This window comes from Streptomyces sp. NPDC006512, assembly GCF_040611935.1.
Classification (GTDB): Bacteria; Actinomycetota; Actinomycetes; order Streptomycetales; family Streptomycetaceae; genus Streptomyces.
Window position 1 is genome coordinate 13,667 of record NZ_JBEXPG010000015.1, and the last position, 23,235, is coordinate 36,901.

The 23,235-nt window shown below is 72.8% G+C and carries 18 protein-coding genes; 17 read left to right on the forward strand and 1 reads right to left on the reverse strand.

The window, feature by feature from the left end; translation table 11 throughout:
- Window positions 1-26: 26 nt before the first annotated feature.
- From ABZZ17_RS13265 to ABZZ17_RS13285, 5 genes are all read left to right on the forward strand, one after another.
- Entirely contained in the window at window positions 27-638 is a 612-nt protein-coding gene (locus tag ABZZ17_RS13265) for a GNAT family protein (RefSeq protein ID WP_356875242.1), read from the forward strand.
- A gap of 12 nt (window positions 639-650) precedes the next feature.
- Window positions 651-1,226, forward strand: coding sequence for an ABATE domain-containing protein (locus tag ABZZ17_RS13270; protein WP_356875244.1), 576 nt, complete (start codon window positions 651-653; stop codon window positions 1,224-1,226).
- 123 nt (window positions 1,227-1,349) lie between these two features.
- Window positions 1,350-3,656, forward strand: a complete 2,307-nt coding sequence (locus ABZZ17_RS13275) for a UvrD-helicase domain-containing protein (protein WP_356875246.1) — start codon at window positions 1,350-1,352, stop codon at window positions 3,654-3,656.
- Between the two features lie 510 nt (window positions 3,657-4,166).
- Complete coding sequence (locus ABZZ17_RS13280; protein ID WP_356875248.1) at window positions 4,167-5,570, forward strand: NAD-dependent malic enzyme; 1,404 nt, start codon at window positions 4,167-4,169, stop codon at window positions 5,568-5,570.
- A gap of 445 nt (window positions 5,571-6,015) precedes the next feature.
- The gene (locus ABZZ17_RS13285) at window positions 6,016-6,297 is read left to right on the forward strand and encodes an HU family DNA-binding protein (protein ID WP_007264399.1); all 282 of its coding nucleotides are present in this window, start codon (window positions 6,016-6,018) and stop codon (window positions 6,295-6,297) included.
- A 132-nt stretch (window positions 6,298-6,429) separates the two neighbouring features.
- On the opposite strand, the gene murA is transcribed toward ABZZ17_RS13285, so the two are convergent.
- A complete protein-coding gene (murA, locus tag ABZZ17_RS13290) occupies window positions 6,430-7,767 on the reverse strand; it encodes a UDP-N-acetylglucosamine 1-carboxyvinyltransferase (RefSeq protein ID WP_356875250.1) in 1,338 nt (445 codons plus the stop codon).
- A gap of 263 nt (window positions 7,768-8,030) precedes the next feature.
- Here murA and ABZZ17_RS13295 point away from each other — a divergent pair, with 263 nt between their 5' ends.
- The 12 genes from ABZZ17_RS13295 (at window position 8,031) to ABZZ17_RS13350 (ending at window position 23,214) form a co-directional block, all read left to right on the forward strand.
- Complete coding sequence (locus ABZZ17_RS13295) at window positions 8,031-8,591, forward strand: YqgE/AlgH family protein (protein ID WP_356875252.1); 561 nt, start codon at window positions 8,031-8,033, stop codon at window positions 8,589-8,591.
- Window positions 8,592-8,619: 28 nt separating this feature from the next.
- Window positions 8,620-8,904 carry a DUF3039 domain-containing protein gene (locus ABZZ17_RS13300; protein ID WP_053679372.1) on the forward strand — a complete coding sequence of 95 codons (285 nt, stop codon included), beginning with the start codon at window positions 8,620-8,622 and terminating at the stop codon, window positions 8,902-8,904.
- A gap of 206 nt (window positions 8,905-9,110) precedes the next feature.
- Window positions 9,111-10,748 (forward strand): beta-N-acetylhexosaminidase, encoded by a 1,638-nt coding sequence (locus ABZZ17_RS13305; protein ID WP_356875254.1) that lies wholly within the window; start codon window positions 9,111-9,113, stop codon window positions 10,746-10,748.
- A 328-nt stretch (window positions 10,749-11,076) separates the two neighbouring features.
- Window positions 11,077-11,997 (forward strand): FAD binding domain-containing protein, encoded by a 921-nt coding sequence (locus ABZZ17_RS13310; RefSeq protein ID WP_356875256.1) that lies wholly within the window; start codon window positions 11,077-11,079, stop codon window positions 11,995-11,997.
- Window positions 11,994-14,288, forward strand: coding sequence for a 2Fe-2S iron-sulfur cluster-binding protein (locus tag ABZZ17_RS13315; RefSeq protein ID WP_356875258.1), 2,295 nt, complete (start codon window positions 11,994-11,996; stop codon window positions 14,286-14,288). Before ABZZ17_RS13310 ends, ABZZ17_RS13315 begins: the two co-directional genes overlap by 4 nt.
- A 41-nt stretch (window positions 14,289-14,329) precedes the next feature.
- Complete coding sequence (locus tag ABZZ17_RS13320) at window positions 14,330-16,615, forward strand: xanthine dehydrogenase family protein molybdopterin-binding subunit (RefSeq protein ID WP_356875449.1); 2,286 nt, start codon at window positions 14,330-14,332, stop codon at window positions 16,613-16,615.
- Window positions 16,616-16,705: 90 nt separating this feature from the next.
- Window positions 16,706-17,203: a hypothetical protein gene (locus ABZZ17_RS13325; RefSeq protein ID WP_356875260.1), complete on the forward strand. Its 498-nt coding sequence runs from the start codon at window positions 16,706-16,708 to the stop codon at window positions 17,201-17,203.
- Entirely contained in the window at window positions 17,203-18,579 is a 1,377-nt protein-coding gene (locus ABZZ17_RS13330; protein WP_356875262.1) for a hypothetical protein, read from the forward strand. The genes ABZZ17_RS13325 and ABZZ17_RS13330 overlap by 1 nt, the downstream gene beginning before the upstream one ends.
- 27 nt (window positions 18,580-18,606) lie before the next feature.
- Complete coding sequence (gene mycP / locus ABZZ17_RS13335) at window positions 18,607-19,767, forward strand: type VII secretion-associated serine protease mycosin (protein WP_356875264.1); 1,161 nt, start codon at window positions 18,607-18,609, stop codon at window positions 19,765-19,767.
- Window positions 19,768-19,793: 26 nt separating this feature from the next.
- Complete coding sequence (locus ABZZ17_RS13340) at window positions 19,794-20,204, forward strand: hypothetical protein (RefSeq protein WP_356875266.1); 411 nt, start codon at window positions 19,794-19,796, stop codon at window positions 20,202-20,204.
- Window positions 20,205-20,213: 9 nt separating this feature from the next.
- Entirely contained in the window at window positions 20,214-22,544 is a 2,331-nt protein-coding gene (locus ABZZ17_RS13345; RefSeq protein WP_356875268.1) for a hypothetical protein, read from the forward strand.
- On the forward strand, window positions 22,525-23,214 hold the full coding sequence (locus ABZZ17_RS13350; RefSeq protein WP_356875270.1) for a hypothetical protein: 690 nt from the start codon (window positions 22,525-22,527) through the stop codon (window positions 23,212-23,214). The genes ABZZ17_RS13345 and ABZZ17_RS13350 overlap by 20 nt, the downstream gene beginning before the upstream one ends.
- The last annotated feature ends 21 nt before the right edge of the window (window positions 23,215-23,235 follow it).

Consider the following 23,235-nt stretch of genomic DNA (forward strand, 5'->3'; position numbering starts at 1 on the left):
CGGCCGGGCTTCGGTAGCGTGCCCGGATGATCGCTGACGGGGTGGAGATGAGGGGCGTCACGCTGGACGACGCCGCCGCGCTGGCCGACGTACTGGCCCGCAACCGGACGTACATGGCGCCCTACGAGCCCCACCGGGCCGAGGAGTTCTACACCGAGGCCGGACAGCTGGACCGGCTGCGGACCCTGCTCGCGGACCGCGACGCCGGGCGGGTCCTGCCGTACGTCCTGACCGCGGGCGGCGTCCCCGTCGGGACGATCAACCTCGGCAGCCTCGTACACGGCCCCCTGTGCAGCGGCGGCGTCGGCTACTGGGTCGACCAGGCCTGGGCCGGGAAGGGGCTGGCCACCGCGGCCGTCGAGGAGGTCTGCCGCATCGCCCGCGACGAAGCCGGGCTGCACCGCGTCGAAGCCGGGACCCTCGTCGACAACCTCGCCTCCCAGCGGGTCCTGGCCAAAGCCGGCTTCACCGAGTACGGGCTCGCCCCCCGCTACCTCCACATCAACGGCGCCTGGCGGGACCACCGCCTCTTCCAGCGCCTCCTCCACGACAACCCGCCGGACGGCCGGCCCCCCTCGCGGGGGGTTCCGCAACGCCCCCGCCGACGGCACTCTGGGGAGGCGCCCACGGCGACCTAGGCGGTGACGGGCATGTGGTTCGACTCCGGGCGGGTCTGTCTCGACCTGCTGGCCACCTTCACCCCCCACGGGGACACCGAAGGCATCCGGGACGGCGACGAGCTGAGGCTGTGGCTCGTCGGAGCCGGCCTGGTACCCGACCGGACCCCCCTCGGCGGCCTGGGCCCCGACTGGGTGGCCGCGTTCCGCGGCCTGCGCGCGGACGTCGACCGCCTCGTACGGGCGGAACTCGCCGGGCAGCGCCCCGCCGAGGACGCCCTCGCCCGCGTCAACGCCGCCGCCGCCGGCCCGCCCCCCGGCCTGTGCGCCGTCCGGGACCGCGAGGGCCACCTGGTGCGGGAGCTCTGCGGCGGAGTCGAGTGCGCCGGCCTCCTCGCGGCGGTCGCCCGGGACGCCGTCGAGCTCCTCACCGACCCCGGCGACATGGCCCTGCTGCGCTCCTGCGAGGGCGACCACTGCACCCGCGTCTACCTGGACACCTCCCGCGGCCACCGCCGCCGCTGGTGCTCCAGCGAACTCTGCGGCAACCGCGAACGCGTGGCCCGCCACCGCCGCCGCACCAGAACGGTAGCGGCGGGAGAGCTGTAGGGGCGGGCCCCCACCCCCCACCCAAATCCCCCCGTTTCGTACGGCGCGCGGAACGGGCGTGCGGACCGGGGCGGAATTCGCGTACGGTTGACGGTCGCCCATGCACGTCAGAAGGGGGCCTTGGTGGCCGCGCAGAATGCCGCTGTCGACAGCACGGCGGATTCCGTCCGCGATCGGGAGATCGCGGTCGAGCAGACGCATCTCGACCAGGTGTACCGACGCCTTGAGGAGAAGATCCACGAGGCCGAGTTCCTGATGAACGACGCCGCCAAGCGGGGGCAGGTGGGTACGCCCGGCGCGCTCGCCGAGCGCGACGCGCAGGTCTTCCGCGCCGGGATCCACCTCAACCGGCTGAACAACGAGTTCGAGGACTTCCTCTTCGGCCGGATCGACCTGGTCCTCGGCAAGGACGGGGAGCGCGGCGCCGACGGCGCGTACACCTCCGTCGAGCCGGCGGACGACGCGATCCGCCCGGACCTCACCGCCGACATCGCCGAAACCCTGCACATCGGGCGCATCGGCGTACTCGACACCGACTACGCGCCGCTCGTCATCGACTGGCGCGCCCCGGCGGCTGCGCCGTTCTACCGGTCCACCCCGAAGGACCCCGGCCGGGTCGTGCGCCGCCGGGTGATCCGCTCCAAGGGCCGCAAGGTCCTCGGGGTCGAGGACGACCTGATGCGCCCCGAGGTGACGGCCTCGCTCGACGGGCGGGAGCTGCCCGCCATCGGCGACGGCGCTCTGATGGCCGCGCTCGGCCGGGCCCGTACGCACTCGATGCGGGACATCGTCTCCTCGATCCAGGCCGAACAGGACCTGGTCATCCGGGCCCCCGCCGCCTCCGTCGCCGAGGTCGCGGGCGGGCCGGGCACCGGCAAGACGGCCGTGGCCCTGCACCGCGCCGCCTACCTGCTCTACCAGGACCGCCGCCGCTACTCCGGCGGCATCCTGATCGTCTCGCCGACCCCGCTGCTGGTGGCGTACACCGAGGGCGTGCTGCCCTCCCTCGGCGAGGAGGGGCAGGTCGCCATCCGGGCGCTCGGCTCGCTCGTCGACGGGGCCGAGGCGACCACGTACGACGATCCGTCCGTGGCCCGGGTCAAGGGTTCCTCCCGGATGCTGAAGGTGCTCCGCAAGGCCGTACGGGGCGCCCTGGAGCTGGGCGAGGCGCCCGAGCGGCTGCGCGTCGTGGCCTTCGGGCGGCGCCAGGAGCTGGAGTCGGCCGAGCTGAACCGGATCCGGCAGAACGTGCTCAGCGGTACCGCTCCGGTCAACCTGCTGCGCCCGCGCGCCCGGAAGCTGCTGCTGGACGCCCTCTACTCGAAGTCCGGCGGGGCGGGCCGGCACAGCGATCCGGAGCTCGCGGCCGAGCTGCGCTCCGCGTTCGACGAGGACATCTCCACCGAGGACGACTTCATCTCGTTCCTGAACGCCTGGTGGCCCGAGCTGACGCCGCGCAAGGTCCTCGCGGCGATGGCCGACGAGCGGCGGCTCGGCCGCTGGTCGCGCCGGGACCTGAACCCGCGCGAGACCCGGCAGCTGGCGCGTTCGCTGCGCCGGATCGGTCCGGACGGCAAGGGCCCCCTCTCGGTCCACGACGTGGCGTTGCTGGACGAGCTCCAGCAGCTCCTCGGCGCGCCCGCGCGGCCCAAGCGGAAGCGGGACATGGATCCGCTCGACCAGCTCAGCGGGCTGGAGGAGCTGATGCCCACCCGCGAGGAGACCCAGTGGGAGCGGGCGGAGCGGATCGCGGCGGAGCGTACCGAGTACGCGCACGTCATCGTCGACGAGGCGCAGGACCTGACGCCGATGCAGTGGCGGATGGTGGGCCGGCGGGGCCGGATGGGCACCTGGACGGTGGTCGGGGACCCGGCGCAGTCCTCCTGGACCGATCCGGACGAGGCGGCCGCCGCCCGGGACGAGGCGCTGGGGAGCCGGCCGCGCCGGCGGTTCACGCTCACCGTGAACTACCGCAACCCGGCCGAGGTCGCCGAGGTGGCCTCCCGGGTGCTGAAGCTGGCGATGCCGGGCATGGAGCCGCCGACCGCGGTGCGTTCGACGGGCCTGGAACCGCGTTTCACGGCGGCCGGGGCCGACCTGGGCGAGTCGGTGCGGGAGGAGACGCGGCGGCTGCTGGAGCAGGTGGACGGCACGGTGGGCGTGGTCGTGGCCATGGACCGCCGGGCGGAGGCGGCCCGGTGGCTGGCGGACCTCGGCGAGCGGGCTGTGGCGCTGGGCAGCCTGGAGGCCAAGGGTCTGGAGTACGACGCCACGGTGGTCGTCTCCCCGGCGGAGATCGCGGACGAGTCCCCGGCGGGCCTGCGCGTGCTGTACGTGGCGCTGACGCGCGCGACGCAGCAGCTGACGGTGGTCTCGGCGGGCGCCGACCGCCCGGGCGCCGACGGGGTCCCGGAGCTGCTGCGTCCCTGACGGGGGAGCGGGGCCCGCGCGGGGGACGCTCCGCCCTCGGGTCCGGGCTCCGGGCCGGGCTCCGGTCCGGCTCCGGTTCGGCCGCGGTCCCCGTACGGGGCCGGATGGCCCGCGGCCAGGCGCGTGATGCCGTGGAACCGACCCGTTGGAGGGGGATCACTTCCGGCGATCCTTTGTTAGCCTGGTTACGACACCGGCTCGATCCAAGCCCCCGGGCCCAACCTTCGTCGCTTAGAGCGACCACTTGCCGCGAGGCGAGCATGGCGGGCCGGTGTCGTAGACAGCACAGGTCCGCGCCCCCCACCGAGTGGGGGGCGCGGACCTGTTTTGTATTAATCCACCATTCCGCGCGCCCCTGGTCTCTCGTATGGTGGAAGAGTTCTTCCGAAATTTGTAGCTGGTTACCTCGTACCGGCTGGTAGGTGGGACGATCGGACAACGGGACCCGTCACACCTGCCGTGTGCGGGCCCTGTGTACAGCGAAATCAGGGACAGAAGAGGAACACGGCCATGGCAACGGCGCCCAGCGTCTCGTATTCGATGACGGTCCGCCTGGAAGTGCCCGCGAGCGGAACCGCGGTCTCCCAGCTCACCACCGCCGTGGAGTCTTCGGGGGGTTCGGTCACCGGCCTCGACGTGACCGCATCGGGTCACGAGAAGCTCCGTATCGACGTCACCATCGCCGCGACGTCCACCGCGCACGCCGACGAGATCGTCGAGAAGCTGCGCGGCATCGAGGGCGTCAGCCTGGGCAAGGTCTCCGACCGAACCTTCCTGATGCACCTCGGCGGCAAGATCGAGATGGCGTCCAAGCACCCCATCCGCAACCGTGACGACCTCTCGATGATCTACACCCCGGGCGTCGCCCGCGTGTGCATGGCGATCGCCGAGAACCCGGAGGACGCGCGCCGCCTCACCATCAAGCGCAACTCCGTCGCAGTCGTGACCGACGGCTCCGCCGTGCTGGGCCTCGGCAACATCGGACCGATGGCCGCGCTGCCCGTCATGGAGGGCAAGGCCGCCCTCTTCAAGCGCTTCGCCGGCATCGACGCGTGGCCGATCTGCCTCGACACCCAGGACACCGACGAGATCGTCGCCATCGTCAAGGCCATCGCCCCGGGCTTCGCCGGCATCAACCTGGAGGACATCTCCGCGCCGCGCTGCTTCGAGATCGAGGCCCGGCTGCGCGAGGCCCTCGACATCCCCGTCTTCCACGACGACCAGCACGGCACCGCGATCGTCGTCCTCGCCGCCCTCACCAACGCACTGCGCGTCGTGGGCAAGGCAGTTGGAGACGTCAAGGTCGTCATGTCCGGCGCCGGCGCGGCCGGTACGGCCATCCTCAAGCTGCTCCTCGCGGCGGGCGTCAAGAACGCCGTCAGCGCCGACATCCACGGCGTCGTGCACGCGGACCGCCCCGACCTCGTCGACGCGGCCGCCGACTCCCCGCTGCGCTGGATCGCCGACAACACCAACCCCGAGGGCTACACCGGCACCCTCAAGGAGGCCGTGGTCGGCGCCGACGTCTTCATCGGCGTCTCGGCCCCCAACGTGCTCTCCGGCGAGGACGTCGCCGCCATGGCCGAAGGCGCCATCGTGTTCGCGCTCGCGAACCCGGACCCCGAGGTGGACCCGGCCGTCGCCCGCCAGACGGCCGCCGTCGTGGCCACCGGCCGCTCGGACTTCCCGAACCAGATCAACAACGTGCTGGTCTTCCCCGGCGTCTTCCGCGGTCTCCTGGACGCGCAGTCCCGGACGGTGAACACCGACATGATGCTGGCCGCCGCGAGCGCGCTGGCGGACGTCGTCGGCGAGGACGAGCTGAACGCGAACTACATCATCCCGTCGGTCTTCAACGACAAGGTCGCGGGCGCGGTCGCGGGCGCCGTCCGCAAGGCCGCCACCGCCGGCTAGGTCCGTTCGGGCGGGCCCGCACCGGGCCCGGCCCGGCGGACGGTTCGAAGGGCGGTTCGACGAGCGGCTCCGAGGGTGACCCGAAGGGCCGTTCGACGGCCGCCGCGGCGGCCGCTGTGACGGGGCCCACGGTCCGTTCCCGGCGCGTCGCGAGATGCGGGCCCGGCGGGGCGCCTCTAGGGTTGCGGGGATGCCCGCGTGGCCCGCGGTCCGCATCCAGCCGGAGCCTCTGGTGCGGACGGAGCGTCACCGCGGCGTGACTGTGGCGCTTTTCGTGTGACCCTGGCGGGTGCCGGATTGGCTTTCCCGCCGCTGGTGGGGGCAGGATGCGTAACCGGGCGAGAGGGTCTGACGTTCAGACCCGGGTCCGGGGACTGTCCGAGGGCCCTGGCAGCATCGGCTTCGATCTCACGCCTCTAAGGCAAGTTGAACACGGGAGTACAACATGAACCGCAGTGAGCTGGTGGCCGCTCTGTCCGAGCGCGCCGAGGTGACCCGCAAGGACGCCGACGCCGTTCTGGCCGCGCTCGCCGAGACCGTCGGCGAGATTGTCGCCAAGGGCGACGAGAAGGTCACCATCCCCGGCTTCCTGACCTTCGAGCGCACCCACCGTGCCGCTCGCACCGCGCGCAACCCGCAGACCGGCGACCCCATCCAGATCCCGGCCGGCTACAGCGTGAAGGTCTCCGCGGGCTCCAAGCTCAAGGAAGCCGCCAAGGGCAAGTAGTACCGCCCTTGTGCCGGGGGCCGCAGAGGCCCCCGGGACGGCAGTGGTACGTAGAACGCCAAAGGGCGGCCACCCCCGTGGGGGTGGCCGCCCTTCGGCGTTCCCGGGGCCCCGTGGGGCCCCGGGAGGGGATCAGACGAGGTCGCCGTTCGGCAGTTCGACCTTCGCGCCCAGCTCGACGAGCTTCTCCATGAAGTTCTCGTAGCCGCGGTTGATGAGGTCGATGCCGTGGACGCGCGAGGTGCCCTCGGCCGCCAGCGCCGCGATCAGGTACGAGAACCCGCCGCGCAGGTCGGGGATGACCAGGTCGGCGCCCTGGAGCTTGGTGGGGCCGGACACGACCGCCGAGTGGAGGAAGTTGCGCTGGCCGAAGCGGCACGCGCTGCCGCCCAGGCACTCGCGGTACAGCTGGATGTGAGCACCCATCTGGTTCAGCGCCGAGGTGAAGCCGAGGCGGGACTCGTAGACCGTCTCGTGGACGATCGACAGGCCGGACGCCTGGGTCAGGGCGACGACCAGCGGCTGCTGCCAGTCGGTCTGGAAGCCCGGGTGGACGTCCGTCTCCAGGTGAATGGCCTTCAGCGGGCCGCCCGGGTGCCAGAAGCGGATGCCCTCGTCGTCGATCTCGAAGGCACCGCCCACCCGGCGGAAGGTGTTCAGGAAGGTCATCATCGACCGCTGCTGCGCGCCGCGGACGTAGATGTTGCCGCCGGTCGCCAGGGCCGCGGAAGCCCACGAGGCGGCCTCCAGGCGGTCCGGGAGCGCCTTGTGGTTGTAGCCGCTGAGGCGGTCGACGCCGGTGATGCGGATGGTGCGGTCGGTGTCGACGGAGATGATGGCGCCCATCTTCTGCAGGACGCAGATGAGGTCCTCGATCTCCGGCTCGACGGCGGCGTTGCTGAGCTCGGTGACGCCCTCGGCCAGAACGGCCGTCAGCAGCACCTGCTCGGTCGAGCCGACCGACGGGTAGGGCAGGCGGATCTTGCATCCGCGAAGGCGCTGCGGGGCCTCCAGGTACTGACCGCCCTCGCGCTTCTCGATGGTCGCGCCGAACTGGCGGAGCACGTCGAAGTGGAAGTCGATCGGCCGGCCGCCGATGTCGCAGCCGCCCAGGCCCGGGATGAAGGCGTGGCCGAGGCGGTGCAGCAGCGGACCGCAGAAGAGGATCGGGATCCGGGAGGAACCCGCGTGCGCGTCGATGTCGGCGACGTTCGCGCTCTCGACGTGGGTCGGGTCGAGCACCAGCTCGCCCGGCTCCTCGCCGGGGCGCACGGTCACGCCGTGCAGCTGCAGGAGCCCGCGCACGACCCGGACGTCACGGATGTCGGGCACGTTGCGCAGACGGCTGGGCTCGCTGCCGAGAAGTGCGGCGACCATGGCCTTCGGCACGAGGTTCTTCGCGCCGCGGACACGGATCTCGCCCTCGAGCGGGGTTCCGCCGTGGACAAGCAGGACATCGTTGCCGGTCATGGATCTCGCGTTCCGGAGAGGGATGGGCAGGGGATCAGTGAAAAGGGTAAGGGGCAGTACCCCCTTGTTTGTATGGCTGACGTGGCCGTAGGACTGTCATGAATTCGGCACAGCACCCTGTGTGCGCGGCAAGTAGCGGAGTGTTGCCTTCCGGGGGTTTTCGCCGCGCGCGCTCCTTCCTGCCGCCGTGCGCCCTGAGCTGCGCACGATCCGATGTCCTCGTCAGCTCCCCCTGGAGGACGATTGTGCGAGATCATGTCCGCATGACCGAGGTGTCCTCCCTCACAGGGCGGCTGCTCGTGGCCACCCCCGCCCTCGCGGACCCGAATTTCGACCGCGCGGTCGTCCTGCTGCTCGACCACGACGAGCAGGGCTCCCTCGGCGTGGTCCTCAACCGGCCCACCCCGGTGGACGTGCGGGACATCCTGCTGCCGTGGGCGCCGCTGGCCGGTGACCCCGGAGTGGTGTTCCAGGGCGGTCCGGTGGCGCTGGACTCGGCGCTGGGCGTGGCCGTGATCCCGGGCGAGGAGGGGCCGCTCGGGTGGCGCCGGGTGCACGGCGCCATCGGCCTGGTCGACCTGGAGGCCCCGCCCGAACTGCTGGCCGCGGCGCTGGGGGGCCTGCGTATCTTCGCCGGCTACTCCGGATGGGGCCCCGGCCAGCTGGAGGCCGAGCTCGGCGAAGGCGCCTGGTACGTCGTGGACTCCGAACCGGGCGACGTGTCCTTCCCCGACCCCGAACGGCTCTGGCGGGCGGTCCTGCGCCGCCAGCGCAGCGACCTCGCGATGGTCGCCACCTATCTGGACGACCCGTCGCTGAACTGACCCCGGCGGCGTTCAGTACCCTGGCTTTATGAGCACTCTTGAGCCCGAGCGCGGGACTGGTACGGGGACCCTCGTAGAGCCGACGCCGCAGGTGTCCCACGGCGACGGCGACCACGAGCGCTTCGCCCACTACGTCCAGAAGGACAAGATCATGGAGAGCGCGCTCGGGGGCACCCCCGTCGTCGCGCTCTGCGGCAAGGTCTGGGTGCCGGGCCGCGACCCGAAGAAGTACCCGGTCTGCCCCATGTGCAAGGAGATCTACGAGTCCATGGGCGCCGGCGGCGACAAGGACAAGGGCGGCAAGGACAAGTAGGACAAGCGGGACGAGTGGAACGAGCGGGGCGGTCGGGCCGAGGAAGAAGGTCCTGACTGTTCCCGCCGAAGGGCCTCCGTGTGCGCCGATGCGCGCCGGGGGCCTTTTGCGTGCCCCGGGCGCGGGTTAGGGTCGGCGCGACGAGCGCCCTTCGGAACGACCGTTGCGCAGGGCGCAACTGGCTGGTTGTGGCGAAGGGCTGACGCATGGACCTGATCCCCGTACCTCAGGTCGCCGTTCCCGACGGGGACGGCCGGAGCTACGCCTTCGGGCCCGAGCCGGTGCTCGCCGCCGGTCCGGGCGCCGAAGGGGTCGCGCGGTGGCTGCGCCGCGAACTCGGGGCGGCCACCGGGTGGGGGCTGCCGGCGGCCCGGCCGGGCGCCCGGGGCGACGTACGGCTGGGCGTGGACCCGCAGGCCGCGGGCGGGCTCGGGCCGGAGTCGTACCGGCTCGACGTCGGCGAGGACGGCGTGGAGCTGACCGGGGCCTCCGCCGCCGGGCTGTTCTGGGGCGCGCAGACGCTGCGTCAGCTCCTCGGGCCGGACGCCTACCGCAAGGCGCCGCTGCCCGGCCGGACCTGGAGCCTGCCCCGCGTCGCGATCGCGGACGGGCCGCGCTTCGGCTGGCGCGGGATGATGCTCGACGTCGCCCGGCACTTCGTCCCCAAGGACGGGGTGCTGCGCTACATCGACCTGCTCGCCGCGCACAAGCTCAACGTGCTGCACCTGCACCTGACGGACGACCAGGGCTGGCGGGTCGAGATCAAGCGCTACCCGAAGCTCACGGAGACCGGCGCCTGGCGGGCGCGCAGCCGGTGGGGGCACCGGGCCTCCCCGCTGTGGAACGAGACCCCCCACGGCGGCTTCCACACCCAGGACGACATCCGCGAGATCGTCGCCTACGCCGCCGAGCGGCACGTGCGGGTGGTGCCCGAGATCGACGTGCCCGGGCACTCCCAGGCCGCGATCGCCGCCTACCCCGAGCTGGGGAACACCGACGTGGTGGACACCGCCGCCCTGGAGGTGTGGGACGACTGGGGGATCTCCGAGAACGTCCTCGCGCCCACCGAGGGCGTACTGCGGTTCTACGAAGGGGTCTTCGAGGAGCTGCTGGAGCTGTTCCCGGCGGAGGTGTCCCCGTTCGTGCACGTGGGCGGCGACGAGTGCCCCAAGGCGCAGTGGAAGGCCTCCCCGGCCGCGCGGGCGCGGATCGCGGAGCTGGGCGTGGACGGGGCGGACGGCCTCCAGTCCTGGTTCATCGGGCACTTCGACCGCTGGCTGGCCGAGCGCGGCCGCCGCCTGATCGGCTGGGACGAGATCCTGGAGGGCGGGCTGGCCCCCGGCGCGGCCGTGTCCTCCTGGCGCGGCTACGCGGGCGGCATCGCCGCCGCCGAGGCCGGGCACGACGTGGTGATGTGCCCCGAGCAGCAGGTGTACCTGGACCACCGTCAGACGGGCGGCGCCGACGAGCCGATGCCCATCGGGTACGTGCGTTCGCTGGAGGACGTGTACCGCTTCGAGCCGGTGCCGCCGAAGCTGTCGCCGGAGGCCGCCGCGCACGTGCTGGGCGCCCAGGCCAACGTGTGGACCGAGGTGATGGAGAACCAGGGCCGGGTCGACTACCAGGTGTTCCCGCGGCTGGTGGCCTTCGCGGAAGTGGTGTGGTCCCGGCTGCCCGAACCGGAATCCCGTGACTACGCCGGTTTCGAGGCGCGGATGGCGGGGCACTACGCGCGCCTGGACGCGCTGGGAGTGGAGTACCGGCCGCCGGGCGGCCCGCTGCCGTGGCAGCGTCGTCCGGGGGTGCTGGGCCGTCCGATCGAGGGTGCGCCTCCGATCGTGTGACCTGCGGGCGGCGCGGCCGCCGCGGCTCCCGGTGACCGGAAGCGGAACTCTTCGGAAACCCTTGGAACTCTCTCCCGAATGAGGTGGATACAGGGAAAATCGGGCGCCCGGGATGCGGGCCCGCGGCCGCCGCCCGGGCGCCTTCGCGACCCGCCCCGGCGCGCCTCCCGGTGCGCGGCCGCCCGCCGGACCGGATGGCACCCGGGAGACCCTCGCGCCGGGTGCTCCGGAAGATGTGCCAGAGTTGCCACCTCCCGGCGGTGAGCACGTACCGTACGGCGGACAGGCGTGAGCGCCGGGACCGGGACATCGGGAAGGGGCAGCTGGGTTGACCACGCACGCACCGCACGCATCGCATGCGGCTCAGGGGCCGCAACCTCCGCATGCGGCCCAGGCGGCGCAGTCCGTGACGCTGCCGGCCTCGCTCGACGAGGCCGTGGCGGCACTCACCGCCATGCCCGCGGCCGTGCCCGTGGCCGGCGGCACCGACCTCATGGCCGCCGTCAACGCCGGGCTGCTGCGGCCCGCCGCGCTGGTCGGCCTGGGCCGGATCAACGAGATCCGCGGCTGGCAGTACCAGGACGGGCACGCCCTCCTCGGCGCCGGCCTGACGCACGCCCGGATGGGACGGCCGGACTTCGCCGCCCTGATCCCGGCGCTCGCGGCGGCTGCCCGGGCCGCCGGCCCCCCGCAGATCCGCAACGCGGGCACCCTCGGCGGGAACATCGCCACGGCCGCCCCGACCGGTGACGCCCTCCCCGTGCTGGCGGCGCTGGAGGCGATGCTGATCATCGTCGGCCCCGGCGGAACCCGGCGCGAGATCCCCGTCTCCCACCTCCTGGCCGGCCGCGACATGCTCCGGCCCGGCGAACTCATCGGCTTCGTACGGGTGCCGCTGCTGCACGCCCCGCAGGTCTTCCTGAAGGCCACGGGACGTACGGGTCCGGGGCGCGCGGTGGCGTCCGTGGGGCTCGTACTCGATCCCGCGCGCCGGGGGGTGCGCTGTGCGATCGGCGCGGTCGCCCCGATGCCGCTGCGGCCGCTGGAGGCCGAGCAGTGGGTGGCCTCGCTGATCGACTGGGACGGGGAACGGACCCTGGCCCCCGAGGCACTGGAGGCCTTCGGCGAGTACGTCGCGGCCGCCTGCGTGCCCGACCAGGGGGAACCGGTGTCCTCCGGAGTACTGCATCTGCGGCGGACGGTGGCCGTACTGGCGCGCAGGGCCCTCGGGAGGGCGCTGACCTCATGAGCGAGAACGAGAACGTGAGCGGAACGACCGGCAACACGGGCAACACCGGCAACACGGGCAACACGGGCGCCGACTGGGGCTGGGAGCCGGTGCCGCACGGCGGCGAATTCGACTCCGAGGCCACGGCCTTCGTGAAACTGCCCCAGCACATGCTGGACGCGCTCGACAGCGGGGAGCCCCTCGCCGCGCCCGGGCACGGCTACGTGCCGCCGCCGATGATCGTGCCCCTCGGGTCGGCCAGCGCGGACCCGACGGCCACGGGCACCTGGACCATGCCGGTGCAGTGGCCGGAAGCCGGCGGTGGAGCCGGCGCCGGAGCGGACGCCGACGCGGGGCCGGGCCGCGGGCCCATCCCGGCGTCGATCCCGCTGCCGCCGTCGGTGGCGGCCGCCTACGGCGAGGCCGGCGGACCGGAGGCCGGGCAGGACCCGGATCCGTCCGCGACGGCCGAGTGGCAGTTCCCCGAGGCGGTGCACCAGCCCGGGGAGTCGATCACCACCGGGCAGTGGACGCTGCCGACGGGTGGCGCCGGAGAGCCGGAACCGTCCGCCGGGACCGCGGACTTCGGGAACGGCCCGCAGGACGGCTACCCGGGGGACTACCGGGGCGCGTACGCGGGCGAGGGCGGATACCCGGGCGAGTACGGCGGCGCGTACCGGGAGGACGGCCCGGGCGGCTTCCCCGGGGAATCCCCCGCCGACTACTCGGGGGAGTTCCCCGGCGCGTTCGGCGGAGACCCGCGCGGCGACGCGCAGGACCGGGGACTTCAGGACCGAGGCCTTCAGGACAGAGGATTTCAGGGCCGTGACGACCAGGCGCGTGACGGTCGTGGCCGCGCCGCCGAATCGGACTGGAGCCAGGCCCCGGCGACCCTGCCGGGCGGCGCCGCGGCCCCCTGGGCGGCCGCCGAGGGGACGCTGACCGGCGGAGTGCTGCCGGGCGTCGGCGCAACGGGCGCGGGCGCATCGGGCGCGGGCGGCGAGGACGCCGCGCGGCGGGCCGGCGGGCCCGCGGCGGGCACGCCGCGACGCGGACCGAGGGTGCTCGGCGGGCCCGGTGTCGGCACCCCGCTGCCGGAGCCGCTGCCCGAGGCCGGGCCGCAGCCGGAGCCGCTGCTGCACGCCGCCCCGGACATCGACGCCGCCCACGGCCCGGCCCGGACGCCGGTCGAGGAGCAGCGTCCGCGTCCGGTGGAGGCCGAGGCGGCGGGGCCCGGCGACACGCACGGGCACGGCTTCGAGGCGCTGCGGGCGGACTCGGACGCGGGACCGGACGCGGGCTCGGACGCGGGGCCGGATGCGGCTCCGGGGTCCGGTGCGGACGGGGTTCCGCCTGAGGACGCGGCCGCGGGGGCGGAGCCGGGCTCGGCTTCGGCACCCGTTTCGGTTTCGGCCCAGGGCGCAGCGGGGGCCGCGCCCGTGCCGGGTGAGGGCGCTGCCGACAGCGACTCGACACCCCCGGACGAGGGCGACTCCGCCGGTTTCCCGCCGCGCGGGGCGACGTACGAGGAAGAGGAAAGCCCCGCCGTCGCCCATCACGAGCACCCGGCGGCCTCCTACGTCCTGCGCGTCAACGGCGCCGACCGGCCCGTCACCGGCGCCTGGATCGGCGAGTCCCTGCTGTACGTGCTGCGCGAGCGGCTCGGCCTGGCCGGCGCCAAGGACGGCTGCTCGCAGGGCGAGTGCGGGGCCTGCGCGGTGCAGGTCGACGGCCGGCTGGTCGCCTCCTGCCTGGTCCCGGCCGCGACCGCCGCCGGGAGCGAGGTCCGCACCGTGGAGGGGCTGGCGACGGACGGGGAACTCTCGGACGTGCAGCAGGCGTTGTGCAAGTCGGGTGCGGTGCAGTGCGGGTTCTGCGTACCCGGCATGGCCATGACCATCCACGACCTGCTGGAGGGCAACCACGCCCCCAGCGACCTGGAGACCCGGCAGGCGCTGTGCGGCAACCTGTGCCGCTGCTCCGGCTACAAGGGCGTCATCGAGGCGGTCCGCGAGGTCGTCGCGGAACGCGGGGCGACCGCCGCGGACGACGCGGCCGCGGCAGCCGGTGAGCCGCGCATCCCGCACCAGGCCCAGCCCGGCGAGGGCGGCATCCACGGCGGCCAGGGCACTCCGGGCGAGCTCGGGAACCCCGGCGGGCCGGGCGACTTCGGGAACCTCGGCACCCTCGGGAACTCCGGCGCCACGGGCGGCGGCCTCGGTGACCCCGGCAACCTGGGCAACCTGGGCAACACCGGAAACCCCGGCAACCCCGGCAACCTCGGGATCCAGCACAACGGAGGCATGGCGTGAGCGGGCACGACGCGGCCACGGCGACGACCACCGTCACCACGGTGACCACCACCGCGGAAGGGGACCAGCAGCTGCCCGTACGCGGCATCGGGGCCTCCGTCCCCTCCGCGGACGCCCGCCCCAAGACCGAGGGCACCTTCCCGTACGCCGCCGACCTGTGGGCCGAGGGCCTCCTGTGGGCCGCCGTGCTGCGTTCGCCGCACGCCCACGCCCGGATCCTGTCCGTCGACACCTCGGCCGCCGCCGAGATGCCCGGCGTCCGTGCCGTCATCACCCACGCCGACGTCCCCGGCTCCGGCACGCACGGGCGCCGCATCGCCGACCGGCCCGTCTTCGCCCACGACGTCGTGCGCCACCACGGCGAGCCCATCGCCGCCGTCGCCGCCGACCACCCCGACACGGCACGCCTCGCGGCCGCCGCCATCGCGGTCGAGTACGAGCTCCTGGACGCCGTCACGGACCCCGAGCAGTCCTTCGGCGCCGCCCCGCTCCACCCGGACGGCAACCTGATCCGGCACATCCCGCTCCGCTACGGCGACCCCGAGGCGACCGGCGAGGTCGTCGTCGAGGGCCTGTACCGGATCGGCCGCCAGGACCCCGCGCCCATCGGGGCGGAGGCCGGGCTGGCCGTGCCGCGGCCCGACGGGGGCGTGGAGATCTACACCGCCTCCACCGACCCGCACACCGACCGCGACCTCGCCGCCGCCTGCTTCGGCCTGGAGCCCGACCGGGTGCGGGTCGTCGTCACGGGCGTCCCCGGCGCGACCTCCGACCGCGAGGACCCCGCCTTCCAGCTGCCGCTGGGCCTCCTCGCCCTGCGGACGGGCTGCCCGGTGAAACTGGCTGCCACCCGCGAGGAGTCCTTCCTCGGCCACGCCCACCGCCACCCGACCCTGCTGCGCTACCGCCACCACGCGGACGCCGAGGGCCGGCTGGTCAAGGTCGAGGCGCAGATCCTGATGGACGCCGGCGCCTACGCCGACGCCTCCTCCGAGTCCCTGGCGGCGGCCGTGGCGTTCGCCTGCGGCCCGTACGTCGTCCCGCACGCCTTCGTCGAAGGCTGGGCGGTCCGTACGAACAACCCGCCCTCCGGCCACGTACGGGGCGAGGGCGCGATGCAGGTCTGCGCCGCCTACGAGGGCCAGATGGACAAGCTCGCCGCCGCCCTCGGCATCGACGGCGCCGAACTGCGCCTGCGCAACGTCATGGCCACCGGCGACCTCCTGCCCACCGGCCAGACCGTGACCTGCCCGGCCCCGGTGGCGGAACTGCTGCGTTCCGTACGCGACTACCCGCTGCCCTCCCTCCCCAAGGACTCCCCGGAGGAGGACTGGCTGCTGCCCGGCGGCCCGGAGGGCGCGGGCGAGCCGGGTGCGGTGCGGCGCGGCGTCGGGTACGGCGTCGGAATGGTCCACATGCTCGGCGCCGAGGGCGCCGACGAGGTCTCCACCGCGACGGTGAAGGTGGTCGGCGGCACCGCGACCGTCATCTGCGCCGCCGTCGACACCGGCCAGGGCTTCGCCACCCTCGCCCGCCAGATCGTCCAGGAGGTGCTCGGCGTCGACGAGGTGGCGATGGCCCCCGTCGACACCGACCAGCCGCCGGCCGGGCCGTCGGCGCACGGCCGTCACACGTGGGTGTCGGGCGGCGCCGTGGAACGCGCCGCCAAGATGGTCCGCACCCAGCTCCTGACGCCCATGGCGCACAAGCTCGGCATGTCGACCGAGCTCCTCCAGATCTCGGACGGCCGGATCACGTCGTACGACGGCGCGTTCTCGATGTCGGTGACGGAGGCCATAGAAGGCAAGGAGCTCTGGGCGACCGCCCAGTGCCGCCCCCACCCGACGGAACCGCTGGACGGGGACGGGCAGGGCGACGCGTTCGTCGGCCTCGCGTTCTGCGCGATCCGCGCGGTCGTCGACGTGGACATCGAACTCGGCTCGGTCCGGGTCGTGGAACTGGCGGTCGCGCAGGACGTCGGCCGCGTCCTCAACCCGCGTCAGCTGGAGGCTCGTATCGAAGCGGGCGTCACCCAGGGCGTGGGCGCGGCCCTCACGGAGAACCTCCGCTCGGTCGCGGGCCTCGTACGCCACCCCGACCTGACGGGCTACGCCCTGCCGACCGCGCTGGACGCCCCCGCGGTGCGCATCGTCAAACTGGTCGAGGAGCGCGACGTGGTGGCGCCGTTCGGCGCGAAGGCGGCGAGCGCGGTCCCGGTGGTGACGACCCCGGCGGCGGTGGCCTCGGCGGTCCGCGCGGCCACGGGCCGCCCGGTGAACAGGATCCCGATCCGGCCGTCGGCGGCCGTCGCGGCGCCCAACTCCTGATTCCGCGCGGCACGTTGCGGGTGCCGCCCGGCGCTAGAGTGATCACCGCGAGTGTGCGGGCGGGCGCGGGGCGTGACGGAGGGGCCGGACGTGGCGGCGGAGGCAGGATTACCCGGGGCGGGTGTGGCGGCGGGCGCGGCGGACGCGCTGACGCGGCAGGCGCGGGCTCTGGAAGTCGAGTACGCGTCGATGACCGGCTACAAGAAGCTCGTCGACGACCTGCTGAGCACGCTCGACGGCTCCGAGGCCGGCGACGGGAAACTCGCCCACGGCACCCTCCCGACGGGCACGTTGGGCAGGGGCTTCGCCGAGGCCGACGCCCTCTTCGGCGCGTACGCGGCCGTCCACCGCGCGCTCCAGGGGCTCTCCCGGGGCATGGCGGGCCAGATCGAGGCCCTCGGCATCGCGATCCTGACGGCGGGCAAGGGCTACGGCGGCGTCGACGAGGACACGCAGCAGCGGATGCGGGACATCGTCAGGCAGTCGAAGCGGGACTACGTGCCGGAGCGCGATCCGCTGGCACGCGAGGAGCGGCGGGCGGGCGCGAGCGCCGGCCCGAGCGCCGGTAGGTCGAAGGGCAGCCTCTGATGGGGACGGACTTCGAGGGCCGCACGCACGGGCAGCTGCTGGCCATGATCGCCACCCTCGACCCGGAGACGGTCAAGGCCCGGGCCACCCAGCTGACGCACGCAGCGGCGACGATCGGGGAAATCGGCGAAGGCCTGAAGAAGCACCGGGTCGAGGGCTGGGAGGGCGAGGCCGCGCAGGCCTTCCGGGACTGGGCGAGCCGCGCGGGCAACGCCACGCTCCGCCTGTCCGAGTACGGCGCGGAGGGCGCCAGATGGCTGACCGAAGCCGCCCAGACCATGGTCGAGGTCAGGGCCAACACCCCTGCCTACGACACGACCGCCGCCGCCAACCTGGCCTCGGCCCGCGCGTTCCCCAACGACCCCGACGCCCACGAGACCGGCCTGCGCGCCCACACGAAGCTCACCGACGACCACGAACGGGCGATCCAGCAACTCACGAAGCTGGCCCAGTCTTACGAGCTATCGGCAACCCAACTGACCCGAGCGGAAATCCCGACGTTCCCTCCACCGCCGGGGGTGTTCGTCCCTCCGGAACGAGACACCATTTCTGACAGGGCTCGTCCTGGCGGTGGATCCGCTCACGAGAGCTACTCCGCAAGTTCGGCGTATCCGGCGTCGGGATCTGGTGCGGGACGCTCGGCTGAGATGGGGGCCGTGTCAGGTTCCCTGTCGTCTCATGGAGTCTCTCTGTCGCGCATGACGGAGCCGACATCGCCTCTGCCTTCGGCCCTGGGCCGCGAGACGGGCATGGTCCTCGACCACGTCGCGACTTTGCCGGACCGGACAACGCTGCCGACCGCCCATGCGGCTGGGGGGACAGAGGGCATTGGCGCCACTCCGCTCACGCTCCCGCCGAGTGTTGGCTTGGCTGGCTCCAGTGGCGGAGCGTTGCCCGGCGTCACGCCTTCGAGTACAGGCGGAACTCGTGCGGGCACGGTCGGCGGCACCTCGTCTCCCTCGCCGCGTGACACCGGCATCGTCGGCGGGCGGCCGATCTCTCCCAGTACATCGAGCGGGGCGATTCCGCGCGGCACGGTGATTGGAGCGGACGCTACGCATGCGGTTGGCCGCGGCATCGGGGGCGTCAGCGGTCCGTCCGGCACTCCAGGAGGGCCGTCTGGGCGGCGTCTGGCCATGGAGTCAGGCGGTGTCGTCGGCACGCGGCAGTCGGCTGTCGCTGGCCAGCCCTTTACGCAGGGAGGCTCTGGCCTTGTACGCAGCGGCATGGTGTCGGGGGCGATCGGACCTTCCGGGGTGGCTGCGCAGCCGCCGGCGGGGCGACGTGGAGATCAGAGGGGCCGCCCTGACTACCTATCCGAGGACGACGAGACCTGGCAGGGCAGCCGCCGGGTTGTCCCGCCCGTGATCGACTGAGCAGGACGGACATTGGACGGGATGTGCATGCTGAAGACGACCGCGGCCTGGGTGGGTCTGCTGCTGGCCGGGGTCGCCGTCCCTCCTGCCCAACCACAAACCATTCGCGAGCAGCAGTGGCATCTGGACGCCATGAAGGCGGATGACATCTGGAAGATCAGCACAGGCGAGGGCGTCACCGTCGCGGTTATTGACAGTGGCGTTGAACGGATCCCCGAGCTCGAGGGTCAGGTGCTTCCCGGAAGGGATTTCGCTGCAGAGCGGCAGGGGTACAAGGGAGACGAACGCACGGGCTACAACAGCCATGGCACCTCGATGGCGGCATTGATTGCGGGGTCAGGTAGACATCCGAGTGGTGACGGGGCCTTTGGTCTGGCGCCTGACGCGAAAATTCTTCCAATTCGAGTGCCGCATGAAATGGATCTGAGCACCCCAACCTGGGCCGCCGCCATTCGGCATGCCGCAGACTCGGAGGTCAAGATCATCAACCTGTCCATGGGGATTGAGGGATCGACCAAGGATGACGAAGTCCGGTCCAAAGCTGTTAGATATGCCCTCTCCAAGGGCAAGTTGGTGTTTGCTGCAGTGGGCAACGACGGGGACACGACCAACAGGCACGAATACCCGGCAGCCACGCCGGGAGTCGTGGGCGTCGGCGCCGTGAGTGCCGACGGCGATGCGACCCAGGAGTCGCAGCACGGGCCGCAAGTGGACCTGTCCGCACCCGGCATCGACATTGTCACGGCCTGCGCAGGAAAGACGGGACTCTGCACTACGCACGGGACCAGTGACGCGACCGCGCTCGCGTCCGCGTCCGCCGCGTTGCTCTGGTCCGCTTACCCCCACTGGACGAACAACCAGGTGCTCCGGGTGCTCCTGAACACCGCCGGGAAGCCCGTCGACGGGGCTGTGCGGAACGACTACGTCGGGTACGGGGTCGTGCGGCCGCGGGTGGCCGTGCCCGCGCCCGGGGATCCCGGCCCGCCGGACGTGTACCCGTTGCCGGACCTCGCGGCGGCGGCCGGGCCGGGGCGCACGCGGGCCCCCTCGGCCGGAGCCCCGCCCCCGGAGCCCGCGCCGCGGGCGGCCGACGCCAGTGCCCCGCCCTGGATCGCGCTGGGCCTCGGAGCCTGCCTCCTCATCGGCGGGGCCGTCACCGCCGTCGCCGTACGCCGTACCCACCGCTGACCGGATCCGACACGGGAGTTCACATCATGTCGTTCGACGAGGAATGGTCCGCCGCCCGGGCCACCGCCTCCATGCGGCTCAACCAGGCCCCCGCCGGAGCCGGCAGCGCGGGCCGCCCGGACCTGGAGCTCAACCAGGACCACATCGGCGCCGTCGGCTCCGAAGCGCACAAGCTCCACTCGCGGCTCCAGACCGACGGCGAGCACGCCGCCACCGCCACCGCCGAGGCGGCCGGCGCGCTGACGAGGGAGGGTTTCGCGAGCGGTGCCGCCCTGGCGAGGGCCGGCACGCGCTGGGAGAGCCAGGTCAAGACCCTCGTCGCCGCCTGCGCCCAGATCTCCAACGGCCTGAACTACTCGCTCGCGTCACACAGCAGGGACGAGCAGCAGCTCTACGCCGCGTTCACGACATCCAAGATCGACGAGTACCTCAGGTAGGCGGCGCCCGTGGTGACGTACGAGAACGTGCTGAACGCCCCACTGGACAGGCTCCAGACGGCGGCCGGCGACTGGCAGGCGATGGCGGGCAAGCTGGGGGAGCTGGCCGAGGCCGCCCGTAACGGCATGAAGGCCAAGTCCGACAAGGCCGAGTGGAGCGGGGTCACGGCCGGCGTGGCACGGCCGTTCGTGAACAAGACGGCCAAGGAGTTCGAGGACGCCGCGAAGGCGGCCAAGGGCGTCCACCAGGCGCTCACCCAGGCGCACGCCGCCTTCAAGGCCTCGCGCGACCGGCTCAAGCGGCTCTCCGAGGTGGAGGTGCCCGCCGCCGGATTCCGCGTCGACGGGAAGGGCAAGGTGCACGCCGCGCCGCTCACCACGGACGCGGAGCGCAACGCGGCCCGGCACGACCCCGACTACCAGGAAGCCCTCCGCGTCAACCTGCCGCGCTGGCAGGCGATGATCGACGCGGCGGTCGACGCCTGTGACGACACCGACCGGTCCCTCGCCCGCCTGCTCGGCGCGAACGTCAGCGCGGACCACGACTTCACCGCGCCGAAGTACGCCGGACTCTCCGCCGAGCAGGCCGGCCACGCGGTCGCTCTCGCGAGCAGGGGCCGCCGCCTCTCGCACACCGAACTGGTCGAACTCAACGAGCTGTTGGCGGACAACGCCAAAGTCCCCGAATTCGCCACCCGGTTCTACGCGGGACTCGGCCCCAAAGGCGCCCTCGAATTCTTCGGGCACATGGCGACCGACACCCACGACTGGGGCCGGCTCGACGAACAGCGGCTCAAGGACGTCCAGGAACTCCAGAAGAACCTGGGCTTCAACCTCGCCACGGCCACCAGTTCCACGACCGAACCGCACCTGCCCGACAGCTACGCCCAGGAACTCCGCCGACTCGGGACCCAGCACGTTCCGCTGGCGAAGTACGACCAGAACCCGCCCTACGGCTACCAGCTGCTCGGCGGCATCATGCGGTACGGGAACTACGACCCCAAGTTCCTGGTCCCCATCGCCGAGCACGCCACTCAAATCCACGCGAAGGACCCCGACTTCTTCAACGGGACCCGGCAGCTGAACACGCTCGGGAAGAACCTGCTCAATCCCTCCGGGACCAACGGAGCCGGATACGACCCGGTGGTCAGCTTCCTGGAGGCACTGGGACACAGCCCGGACGCGGCGAAGGTGTTCTTCGACCCGGAGCGCCCGCCGCAGGCATACCACCAGGACGGCACGGCGAAGCCGGGGCCGGCGGACCTCGGAAAGGGCGCCGACAAACAGCCGGTCAAGAGCTACCTCGACTTCTTCGCCCACGAGAAGTACGACTTCACCATCGACATGGAGGGCAGGGACCCCGCCGAACTCGACAAGATCAGGCAGTACATGCCGGACGCCCTGGGCCACGCCCTGGAAGCGGCGACGCTCGGCCACGCCTGGGACGATCCGTCACCGAAGCTGGAACGCGACGACACCTCGGCGCGCATCATGAAGGAAGTCGCCCTCAAGTACGGCGGCGACGCGGGCCTGCTCAACTCCCACGAGGCGCTCGCGGACAGCCTCGGCACCATGACCGCCGGCTACGTCGACGACGTCAACCAGGCGCTCGCCGGCAACGACCCCCGTTCCCCCTTCGCCCCGAAGAACGGCGAGGACGGGCACATGGAGCTCGAACGCGGCGAAGCCCGGAAGCTGCTCAGCGCGCTCGGCCAGCACCCCGACGCCTACGCCACCGTCTCCACGGCCGAGCGGGTCTACACGACGTCGGTACTGGAGGCCCAGGTCGGCCCGGACGGCCGCGTGGACCGGGGAGCCGCACGGGAGGCGGCCCGGGTGGGCGCGGAGGTCCAGGGCATGCTCGACCAGTCGCGGGCCAACCAGGTCACGGAACACCAGGTGAAGAGGGACGAGGCCTACGACAAGGCGCTGAAGGAGCGCGGCGCGTGGATCGAGTTCGGCGCGGGAGCGACGGTCGCCGCCGGAGTCGCCTTCCTGCCGGCGACGGCCGCCGTGGGCGCGGCCGCCATCCTGGTCCCCCTCGCCGTGGAGACCGGCGGCGGGGCCCTGGAGAAGATGGCCGGGCAGGTGGTCGGAGACTGGTCCGAGGCGGCGCAGAAGCAGCACGAGGACGACGAGGAGAAGCGGCTGCGGCAGCAGGTCAACGCGATCTTCAGGTCGGGCCAGGACATGATGCTCGGGCCTTCCCAGCTGTTCATCGAGAGCCACCGCATCAGGGGGAGCGACTCGGAGTTCGCCGAGTCCATGGTGGAGGCCGCTCTGATCGGCTACGGGGTGGGCTCCGACAGGGAGGTCCAGCATGGCCACGATCCTGAGTAGGGCCCGCTGGCAGTCGGCGTGGCTCGGCGCCGTGTTCGTGGCGACGTGGGTCACCGGATGCGGCTGGGCGGGTGGTGGTGCAGGGGAAGGCACGGCTCCCGAGCGGGTCGCGGCGGCCGACATCTGCCACGGGCTGTTCAGAGGCCGGGCGGAGGGCGCGCTCCGGAAGGCCTTGCGGACGGAGGACTTTTCTCATTCCACGGACCTGGACAGCGTGCCTGCGGCGGCTTCCCTACTGAGAGAGGACCCGGTCCCGAGCCCGTTCGGGGCCGGGGAGCGGCGTATCTGCACGGTCTACGTGTACGAGGAGACCAACATCGCCGAGCTGACCGTGGGCGCGGAACGGGTGACACCGGAGATCGCGGACGCGCGCCACACCAGGATGCGGTACCGGCTGGGACGTACCGCTTGGGCGAACGAGAACAAGGGCGTCGTCTACGTCGACTGCCTCACCCCCCGCCTGCGCGGCGAGCGCCCCGCCGTTCTCGCGGTCAGTGCGTGGAACCGGACCTTTCCGTCCGGGGACGTCGCCGCGTACCGGGACGCGCACCTGTACCTCGCCCACGCGGCCGCGGTGGCGTTCGTCAGGGAGCTCGGCTGCCAGGGTGACGCGGGACTTCCGGACCGGCTGCCGGACCGGCTGGCCGTCCTGGAGGACCCGGGCCGGTAGCCGCCCGGGCCGGTAGCCGCC